The organism is Rhodococcus sp. CX (genome assembly GCF_015865005.1).
In the GTDB taxonomy this organism is placed as follows: Bacteria; Actinomycetota; Actinomycetes; order Mycobacteriales; family Mycobacteriaceae; genus Rhodococcus.
In genome coordinates this window covers 22,649-28,346 of the sequence record NZ_JADZGH010000251.1, presented here as the reverse complement: position 1 = coordinate 28,346, position 5,698 = coordinate 22,649, and the positions used below count along the sequence as shown (strand labels likewise).

5 protein-coding genes and 1 pseudogene are annotated in these 5,698 nt (G+C 70.0%); 5 read left to right on the top strand and 1 reads right to left on the bottom strand.

Going from position 1 to position 5,698, the window contains the following annotated elements:
• The 3 genes from I0Q12_RS34025 to I0Q12_RS26945 all read left to right on the top strand — a co-directional run.
• A partial coding sequence (locus I0Q12_RS34025; RefSeq protein ID WP_231611526.1) for an aldehyde dehydrogenase family protein occupies nt 1–1,557 on the top strand: 1,557 nt, incomplete at its 5' end.
• Nucleotides 1,558–1,623: 66 nt separating this feature from the next.
• The gene (locus I0Q12_RS26950) at nt 1,624–2,004 is read left to right on the top strand and encodes a hypothetical protein (protein ID WP_197256418.1); all 381 of its coding nucleotides are present in this window, start codon (nt 1,624–1,626) and stop codon (nt 2,002–2,004) included.
• Between the two features lie 109 nt (nt 2,005–2,113).
• Complete coding sequence (locus tag I0Q12_RS26945; RefSeq protein WP_197256416.1) at nt 2,114–3,394, top strand: CdaR family transcriptional regulator; 1,281 nt, start codon at nt 2,114–2,116, stop codon at nt 3,392–3,394.
• Here the strand turns inward: I0Q12_RS26945 and I0Q12_RS26940 are convergent.
• Nucleotides 3,384–4,991 carry a hypothetical protein gene (locus I0Q12_RS26940; protein ID WP_197256414.1) on the bottom strand — a complete coding sequence of 536 codons (1,608 nt, stop codon included), beginning with the start codon at nt 4,989–4,991 and terminating at the stop codon, nt 3,384–3,386. The two genes, I0Q12_RS26945 and I0Q12_RS26940, sit on opposite strands and share 11 nt — an antisense overlap.
• A gap of 109 nt (nt 4,992–5,100) precedes the next feature.
• Between I0Q12_RS26940 and I0Q12_RS26935 the strand changes: the two genes are divergently transcribed.
• Together I0Q12_RS26935 and I0Q12_RS26930 are read left to right on the top strand one after the other, a co-directional pair.
• The gene (locus I0Q12_RS26935; protein ID WP_197256413.1) at nt 5,101–5,424 is read left to right on the top strand and encodes a hypothetical protein; all 324 of its coding nucleotides are present in this window, start codon (nt 5,101–5,103) and stop codon (nt 5,422–5,424) included.
• Nucleotides 5,421–5,698, top strand: a pseudogene (locus tag I0Q12_RS26930) (hypothetical protein); the annotation flags it as partial. The gene I0Q12_RS26935 and the pseudogene I0Q12_RS26930, both read left to right, overlap by 4 nt.

Here is a 5,698-nt window from a genome sequence, read left to right as displayed (position 1 = left end):
GCCGGATCGACGCTGGCGGCGCTGGCCGCGGGATCGGCGGTGGTGCTCAAACCGGCGGCGCTGACCGCCCGCTGCGGCGCGGTGCTGGCCGAGGCGATGTGGGCGGCGGGGGTGCCCCGCGACGTGCTTCATCTCGTGCGGCTCGCCGACCATGATCTGGGGCGGCAGTTGATCGCGGATCCGCGCGTGGACCGGGTGGTGCTCACCGGCGCCTACGAGACGGCGGAGCTGTTCCGGTCGTTCCGGCCCGATCTGCCGTTGCTCGCCGAGACCAGCGGCAAGAACGCGATCGTGGTGACACCGAGCGCCGATCTGGATCTCGCGGTGCGCGATGTCGTGCAGTCGGCGTTCGGGCACGCGGGGCAGAAGTGCTCGGCGGCGTCGTTGGTGATCCTCGTCGGGTCGGTCGCGTCGTCGCGCCGGTTCCGCAATCAGCTCGTCGACGCGGTGACGTCGCTGCCTGTGGGCCGCGCCGACGATCCGCGCAGCCGGATGGGGCCGCTCGTCGAGCCGGCCCGCGGCAAGTTGCTCGACGCGCTCACCACCCTGGGTCCGGGGGAATCGTGGCTCGTCGCCCCGCAGCGCCTCGACGAGTCGGGGCAGTTGTGGAGCCCCGGTGTCCGAATCGGTGTGCGGCCGGGTTCTCGCGCCCATCTCGTCGAGTTCTTCGGGCCGGTGCTGAGCATCATGACGGCCCGCGACCTCGACGAGGCGATCGCGCTCCAGAACCGGGTGGACTTCGGGCTGACGGCGGGGCTGCACAGTCTCGACTCCGAGGAGATCGCGCTGTGGCTGGACCGGGTCGAGGCCGGGAACCTGTACGTCAACCGCGGCATCACGGGCGCGATCGTGCGTCGGCAGCCGTTCGGCGGCTGGAAACGGTCGTCGGTCGGGGCCGGGTTCAAGGCCGGGGGCCCGAACTATCTCGTCGGTTTCGGGTCGTGGGAACCGGCGCCGCACAGCCCTGTCGACGAGACCGTGGACGGCGTCCCGGCGCTTCTTCTCGACGCGGCCGGGCTGTCGGAAGCCGAGCGCGAGTTCCTGCGCCGGTCGTTCGCGAGCGACGCCCGCGTGTGGCGCACCGAGTTCTCCCTCGCCCGCGACGTGAGTGCATTGACCGCCGAACGGAATCTGTTCCGGTACCGCCCGGTGCGGGTGCACGTCCGGCTCGGCGCGCGCGGGACCGCGGTCGAGTTGCTGCGGGTGCTCGGTGCCGCCGCCCGGTGCGGCGCATCCGTCGACGTGTCCACCACAGCACCGCTGTCTCGCGAAACAACCCGCGTGATAGGGCCTTTCGTGACATCTTTGGCGATCGAGTCGGATGCGGCGTGGCTGAGCCGGATCGGTAGGCCTGCCCCGGACCGCATCCGGTTGATCGGCGGCGACACCCGCGCGCTCGCCGAAAACCTGTACGGGCGTCCCGGAACTGCGGTGTACGACAATCGGGTCACCGAGTCCGGCCGGCTCGAAATGCTGCCGTTCCTGAGGGAGCAGTCGGTCTCGATCACCGCGCACCGCTTCGGGACACCGAACCACCTCACCGACGGAATCGTTTGATGCCGGTTCAAGATCGGTTATGCCGAACCGGTGGGATCGCGGCGGCCGGTGGGGTGGAATAGGAACATGAACATCGCCGAAACCCCACCCCCCGAACGCCGCCGGAAGGCCCTCGCGGCCGTGAAGGAACTCGGACCCTCGCGCACAGAACAAGCGGTGCTGAAGGTGCGATGTCCGGCCAGCCACACCGTCGCCGCGGTCTACAAGACGACCGAAGGACCGGTGGTGGTCTCGGCCAGTGGCCCGGGTGGGCGCGGTTCCCGCGATCGGGAAGCCACCGGCCACCACGGCGACAAGCTCGATTCGGAATTCGTCGACACCCTGGAGGCGACACAGTTCGAGGACGATGCCATCCCCGCCGGATGCGCGTGCGGCCCACGCACCCTTTCCCGGAAGAAGCTGCAGGACGCCGTCGCTTCGCACGCGCACGTCGTGAATCTGACCTGACCCGTGCCGGGGCGGCGGTTCGGAGCGGGCCCGGCACACCCAGCGGGTAGATTCGACACCCGCGCCGATCGCGGTGCGCCACGCGATTCGAGATTGGGGAGGCCACCCGATGGCGTCGGTGTTCGTCGACTGGACCGACCAGGAACAGCAGGAGGCGGCCCGGTACATCGCCGACGCCGTCGTGGCGCGCCGTGATGCCTTCGTCGCCGAAACTGCGGAACTCACCGGCGCCGAGATCCCCGAGATAGCGAGCACCGAGCGAGACCGCGCTCTGCTGCTGGCCAGCATCGCCGAGAACACCACGGTGCTGATGACAGCCCTGCTCGAGGGCACCGATCCGTCGGCGGTCGACCCTCCCCCCGAGGCACTCGCGCTGGCACGGGAACTGGCCCGCCGGGGCGGGTCGCTTGCGCACCTGCTGCGCGCCTACCGGATCGGTCAGGCGCGCTTCACCAGCATGTGCATGGACGTGGCCGACGATGCCGCCCCGGCCGACAACCGGGTCGCGTTGCGGGCCGCGGTCAGCAAGACCGCCGCCTTCATCGACCACCTCTCCGAGCGCGTCACCCTCGCCTACGAGGAGGAGCGGGAACGGTGGATCGCCAGCCGCAGTGGTCTGACCCAGTACTGGATCAGCCAGATACTGACCGGCGCGGTGACCGACGCCGAACAGGCCGGCGCACTCGAGTATCCGCTCGACGGCATGCACCTGGCGATGGCGCTGTGGATTCCGGAATCGAAACGATCGCCCTTCCCCGATGTCGCAACGGCGGTCCAGCAACTGCTCACCGAGGTCGCTCCGGGCGCGGCCACGCTCGCGGTGCATACCGAACCGCTCGCGATGAACGCGTGGCTCGCCCTGCATGGTGATGTCGTCGACGTGATCGAGCGTCTGCGGGCCGCGATCGAGGCGGCCGACGTGCCGTTGCGCGTTGCGGTCGGACTCCCGGGGAGCGGTATCGAGGGATTCCGTGCCGGGCATCGGCAGGCGGCCGCCGTCAAGGCACTGACGAGCACCGCGGTGCCGGAGGCACCGGCGCTGGTGTGGTACGCGGAGATCGCGCCGGTCGCGATGCTCGCCGGGGATCTCACGGAGATGCGCACTTTCGTCGCCGGCATGCTGGGCCCGCTCGCCGAAGACACCGATCGCGCCGCCGAACTGCGCGAAACCCTGCGGGTGCACCTGTCCTGCAATCGCAGCCCCGCGACCACGGCAGCGCGGATGAACCTGCACCGCAACACGATCCGGTACCGGATTCAGCAGGCCACCGAGGAACTCCGACGCGATCTCGAGGACATCGACCCGTTCACGCTCACCGCAGCCCTCGAGATCTGCCGGTGGTACGGGCACGGGGTCCTGATCCCGCGCCGGACCGGCGTCACAACCTGATGCCCAGGGCGCGGCCGGCCAGGTCGGCGACCTCGTCGGCCCACCCCAGAATCGACAACGTCGAGTCGATGTTCTGCGGTGGTGTCCGGATCAGAGTGTCGCGGCGGATGAGCCGTTCCCAGTCGACGGTGATCGGCCCGGTTCGCAACTCCCCGCTGGGGTGACGGAACTCGACGCCGGCCTGCGCCATGATCGTCATGATCTCCTGCGCGAGGATCCCGTAGCCGACCGTCGTCGGATGCACTCCGTCGAGGGAGAAGAACCCGCCGGTGGCGCGTCCCCCGCGACCGTCCGCGGTGAGGAACCGCGAATCGGGCACCGGATCGAGCGCGGCCAGGGCCGCAGGCAAGGGATAGGGCGTCCACCACGCCGGGCGGGCCTGCACGTCGTCGATGTAGCGGCGCAACGCGAGCCGCTCGAGCAGGCCGCACACGTCGAGCAGATACCAGTCCCGCGGCGGGCCGGACGTTCCCGCGCGGGCCTCGGCGACGACCCGCGTGATGGTGGTGTTGTAGAGGTCGATCGCCGCGTCGACGACGGCGGCCTGCGCGCCGGTGATGTTCGGATCCCGCGTGGCGTCGAATCGCCGCTCGTCGATCCACGGCCGCGTGTAGTACGGGAAGTACCGCGAGCCGTGCTCGACCTTCGAGCCCAGGCCCCGCGCGATCGGCGCGATCGTGACGTGCGGAATCGTGCACCAAATGACGTGGCGCGCGGAGATGCGTTCGACCTGCGCCACCACTTCGGCGAACTCCGCGTCGAAATGTTCGGGACGCCAGATCGTGTACGGCCCCTTCTTCGCGAGGTCGCGGAAGTCCGGTCCGCTCCACTCCACCCGCAGGTCGGTGACGGTGCCGAGCGCGTTGTTGGAACCGAGGAACACCACGAGGGTTTCGATGCCGCTCTCCGTCGTGCCGTCGTGGTCGTCGCCGAGTGCGGCCGCCGCGTCGAACAGGGTCATCTCCCATTGCGGCGGCGCCCAGTGCGGATACACGTGCAGCGCCGCGCGGTCGCCGTTGTTCTGCACCACCTGGTTCAGGAAATCGTCGCCGGGTGTCTCGATCGCGTCCGCGCAGATCCGGGCGGTGCGGCTCAGCGCGTCGCGCAGATCCCAGCCGAAGCAGGACAGATTGTGCTGGTAGGCCGCAACGACCGGGGCGGTCGCGCCGGGGCCTCGTTCCCAGTAGTCCTCTACCTCGTCCATGAACGAGCGCACGTCGAACAGCGCGAGCGGCACCTCCCACGGTTGCAGCGACGAGCCGAACCGGTCCTCGAGGCGGCGCAACATCAGTTCGATGTTCAGTGGCAGCCCGCCCGGTCCCCCGTAGCGCGGGAAGCGGAACGCGCGCAGCGCTCCGAGTTCGTACGCGATGATCGCCGGAACCGAGAGGTCGGTGTGGAACACCGCGCCGCTCTGGAAGCCCTGCAGCAGCGAATCCCCGAGCGCCACGATGCGGTGCGGGGGCGTGCCGCGCACCTCGGCTTCGACGACGATTCCGAGCGTGGGATCGAACTCCGGCGTCCTGGGTTCCTTCTTCGCCTGCGCTGCAACGTCTCTCGGCGTTCCCTGCGGAATGTCGCGCGTCTGTGCCGGCATCGCTCGTCCTTCCGGACCGGAGGTGGCTCCCTCGAGCGTGAGCCGTCGCCCCGTCGTTGTCAACGATGACCGATGATGGACACCGGTGCCCCGATCGGAAGGAGAAGGGATGGACACTCCCGATTTCGCGCACACCGACCAGGCCGCGAAGAATCGCCGCGAGAAGTCGGTGATCCTCGCCCGTTTCGCGTGGGATCGTGGCATCACCGGCGCCGAGTTGCTCGCGATGACCGACGACTACCGCCGTCGGCTGGCGCGGGAGGCGGGCGCGCATCCCCCACGCACGATGGAGACCTGGAACTACGTGGCCGCACTGCTCGACGAGAAGACCGAGTGGGCGCGCAACCATCCGGATCATCCGGCGGCCGCGCGGGCCCACCCGGACGAGAAGATCATGTGGGTGAAGCCGCCGGTGCGATCGTGGTTCGAGTGAGCGGCCCGTCGGAGGCGGTGGCCCGCGCGGTGGCACTGGTCAGCCGCAGCGGCCAGCACGTGGGAGCACCGGAGGGCGGGCCGCTGCCCGTCGTGGGGCGGGGACGGTGGGCGCACCACGGGGTGATGATCGGCGACCTGCCCGCCCCGCACCGGTTCCTGAGCGTGATGGGCATCGCCGGCCGGCCCGGGCCGGTGGTGTTCGATCAGCCGGCCGCGCCGGATCGAGGCGGTGACTCGGTGACGCTGGTGTCCACGACCGCGGCGACCACCGA